The following is a 3,671-nucleotide window of genomic DNA, read 5'->3' on the forward strand; positions in this document are numbered from 1 at the left end:
TATTTTCGGATAAATATTGTTGAATTTTATTGAGATTATGCTCATCTGAATCCACAACAACCTCATTGTGTATTTTGTAAAATGTTGTTTTATCTACTCTTGATAAAATGTATTTTTCTTCCTCTTCAGATTCAAAATAATTACAATGCGCTGCATACAATAACACATACGCTTCAAATTCTTTTTTGGTCCAAGTAATTGTATTCATATTATTTTTCAATTGGTAAACCTTTGGTTAAGCCCCATTCTGTCCAAGATCCATCATACACAGCATGATTTTTGAAACCTGCAATTTCTGAACCTAATGCTAAAACTGATGCTGTAATTCCTGTTCCGCAAGAAAAGATAAATTCTTTCTTTTTCGGATTAATTTCATTAAAAATAATCTGTAGTTCTTCTTCAGATTTTAGTCGATTATCAACTAAAAGATCTGTGTAAGGTAAACTCACAGAATTTGGTATATGCCCACCTTTTATATCTGCTCTTGGTTCTGGTGCTGTTGTATAAAAACGACCTTTTGATCTTGCATCTGCAATTAAGATATTTTTATTTTCAATGGCTGATAAAACATCGTTAGTGAATTTTATTTTTTGTGATTGATAACTAACCTTAAAATCACCTTTTTTAAGTTGATTTCCCTTTGGTTTTTCAGTAGGATAGTTTTTCGATTTCCAAGCTGATAAACCACCATCTAATACTGCAATATTGGTAAAGCCCATTAACTGAAAAAGCCACCAAACTCTTGGTGAAGAATAGATCCCTAAATCATCATATACAACAATACAACTATCATTCGTTATCCCTAATTTTTGTACTTTAAGCTCAAATTCTTCAGGAGATAAAACCGTATTTGGAAAAGGTGCGTTTGTATCTGAAAACACTTTTTTGATATCAAAAAAAACAGCATTTTTAATTTGTATTTTTTCCTCTATCGCTTCATTTTTATCTACGGTAACCTTAGGTAAAGTTGCATCTAAAATAATTAGGTTATTCTCATTGAAGTGTTGATGTAACCAATCAACAGAAACTAATGGTTTTTCAATTTTTAGTGACATTACTTATTTTACGTTTTCGTAGTTATCATCCCAATTTTTTGGTTTAGGATCATGTAATTTATCTAAAGATTTGGCAACAATCATAGATACTGTAGCATCACCAGTAACATTTACAGTAGTTCTACACATATCTAAGGGTCTATCAACTGCAAAAATCAATGCTAAACCTATTGGTAACAATTCTGCTGGAAAACCAATAGATTCAAGTACAATTACAAGCATTACCATTCCTGCACTTGGTACAGCTGCAGAACCAATTGAAGCCAATAAGGCAGTTGCTACAATAACTACTTGGTTAGAAAAAGTTAAACCTTCTGGCCATATTACTTGCATTATAAACACAGCTGCAATGGCTTGGTATAAGCTTGTACCATCCATATTTATGGTTGCACCAACAGGCAACACAAAACCAGAAACCTCTTTATCTACCCCAATATGTTCTTCTACTCTTTCCATTGTTACAGGTAGTGTTGCTGCACTAGAGCTTGTTGAGAACGCTAATAATTGCGCTGGACTAATTTGTTGTAAAAACCAAATAGGCGATTTTTTGGTGTAAACGCTTACTAAAAGTAAATAGAAAGCAATCATTAACAACAAACCACCAACTACACAAAGTGCATACACTAATAATTTTAATAAAATTTCAGTGTCATCAAAAGCAATAATTACGTTTGCCAACAATGCAAAAACAGCATAAGGTGCAAACAGCATAATTAAATCTACCATCTTCATGACCACTTCATTTAAAGAATCAAAAAAGTCCATTAGAGGTTTTGCCTTTTTTTCTGGAATTAACAGTAAAGAAATCCCAACAAATAAGGCGAAAAATATAATTTGCAACATACTTGCATCACCTAAAGCCGTAAAAATATTACTTGGAAAAATATCAACCAAAGCCTGTAAGGGTCCAGCATCATTTTGTGCAGATGCTTTATTTAATTTGTCTACAACATCTGTAGATGTTTCATATTTAGCTTTAATTTTTTCTATAGTATCAGGATCCATACCAGAGCCAGGTTGTATTAAGTTTACAATGCCTAAACCAATAATTATGGCAACTAATGTTGTACCCATGTAAATTAGCATAGTTCGTAAACCCATTTTTTTAATTTTAGAAATGTCTTTTAAATCGGATATTCCTTTAATTAAAGACGCTAATATTAAAGGTACAGCAATGAGTTTTAGAAGATTAATAAAAATGGTTCCAAAAGGTTTAATCCAATCTGTAACAAAGCCTTTACCACCATCAACTGTATTCATAATAAAACCAAAAATGATTCCAAGAATCATTCCTAATAAAATCTTCCAATGTAAAGCGAGTTTTTTCATACTGTAGTTTAAAATTTGTAATGAAATTGAAAGATAAAAAAATAGTTTAAATTAAAGTGACTTTATCACTATATTGTGTCATAAATATTAAACAATAAAAATATTAATTATTAAAAATAAAATATGTCAGGAATTTTAGATTTATTAAACAGTGATTTAGGTAAGCAAATTGTATCTGGTGTGGCAGGTGCAACTGGTAATGATACAAACAAAACAAGCAGTGTATTAACAATGGCTTTACCTGTGTTAATGAAAGGTATGGAAAGAAATGCAGCTTCTCCAGAAGGTGCAGCTGGTTTAATGGGAGCTTTATCTAATAAACATGATGGTAGTATTTTAGACAACTTAGGAGGTTTATTTAGTGGTGGAGTTGATGAAGAAGTAAAACAAGATGGTGCAGGAATTTTAGGTCATATTCTTGGTAACAAACAAGAGGGTGTACAACAGGTTATTGGACAAAAAGCAGGAATAGATGCGAGTGCTGTTGCTAATATTTTAAAAATTGCGGCTCCTATTTTAATGGGGTATCTAGGAAAACAAAAAAATCAACAAAACGTAAATTCATCAAATGGTGTCGTTGATTTGTTAGGTGGTTTATTAGGTGGAAGTTCTGCTGCTTCTGAACAAAATTTTTTAGAAAAAGTATTGGATGCTGATGGAGATGGAAGCGTAATTGATGATGTTGCTGGTATGTTTTTAGGTGGTGATAAAAAAGAAACTGGTGGACTTGGTGGAATGATTGGTGGCCTTTTTGGTAAATAAGAAATCACCAAATATTTATACAATAAAAAAGCTCGTTATTTCTAACGAGCTTTTTAGTATTTTAAAAGTAAGTAAACTATTCAGCAACTACTTCAAAAGAAATTTCTGCTACTACCTCTCTGTGCAATCTAACAGAAGCTTCATACTTTCCTAATCTTTTTACAGAACCTCCAACAACTTTAATAAATTTCTTGTCGATTTCTGTACCTGCTTTTAATAAAGCTTCAGCTAAATCTATGTTGTTTACAGAACCAAATAATTTGTCTCCTGAACCAGTTTTAGATGAAATTTTAATTTCATATCCTTTAATTGTTTCTGCCAATTCATTAGCATCTGCAATTAATTTAGCCTCTTTATAAGCACGTTGTTTTAAATTCTCTGCTAAAACTTTCTTTGCAGATGAAGTTGCTAAAACGGCTTGTCCTGTTGGGATTAAAAAGTTTCTACCATATCCGTTTTTCACTTCTACGATATCATCTTTAAATCCTAAATTTTCTACGTCTTGTCTTAATATCAATTCCATGT

Annotated in this window: 4 protein-coding genes and 1 pseudogene; 1 reads left to right on the top strand and 4 read right to left on the bottom strand. The window is 31.5% G+C overall.

Going from position 1 to position 3,671, the window contains the following annotated elements:
• From ACTG3V_RS15200 to ACTG3V_RS15210, 3 genes and pseudogenes are all read right to left on the bottom strand, one after another.
• Positions 1-208 (bottom strand): annotated as a pseudogene (locus ACTG3V_RS15200) (hypothetical protein); the annotation flags it as partial.
• A gap of 1 nt (position 209) precedes the next feature.
• Positions 210-1,055, bottom strand: coding sequence for a sulfurtransferase (locus tag ACTG3V_RS15205; protein WP_439133023.1), 846 nt, complete (start codon positions 1,053-1,055; stop codon positions 210-212).
• Positions 1,056-1,058: 3 nt separating this feature from the next.
• Positions 1,059-2,384, bottom strand: coding sequence for a dicarboxylate/amino acid:cation symporter (locus ACTG3V_RS15210; RefSeq protein WP_439133024.1), 1,326 nt, complete (start codon positions 2,382-2,384; stop codon positions 1,059-1,061).
• A gap of 123 nt (positions 2,385-2,507) precedes the next feature.
• Between ACTG3V_RS15210 and ACTG3V_RS15215 the strand changes: the two genes are divergently transcribed.
• On the top strand, positions 2,508-3,146 hold the full coding sequence (locus ACTG3V_RS15215) for a DUF937 domain-containing protein (protein WP_439133025.1): 639 nt from the start codon (positions 2,508-2,510) through the stop codon (positions 3,144-3,146).
• Between the two features lie 76 nt (positions 3,147-3,222).
• On the opposite strand, the gene rplI is transcribed toward ACTG3V_RS15215, so the two are convergent.
• Entirely contained in the window at positions 3,223-3,669 is a 447-nt protein-coding gene (gene rplI / locus ACTG3V_RS15220) for a 50S ribosomal protein L9 (protein WP_439133026.1), read from the bottom strand.
• Positions 3,670-3,671: the final 2 nt, after the last annotated feature.

The organism is Polaribacter sp. (assembly GCF_965660385.1).
Taxonomy (GTDB): domain Bacteria; phylum Bacteroidota; class Bacteroidia; order Flavobacteriales; family Flavobacteriaceae; genus Polaribacter.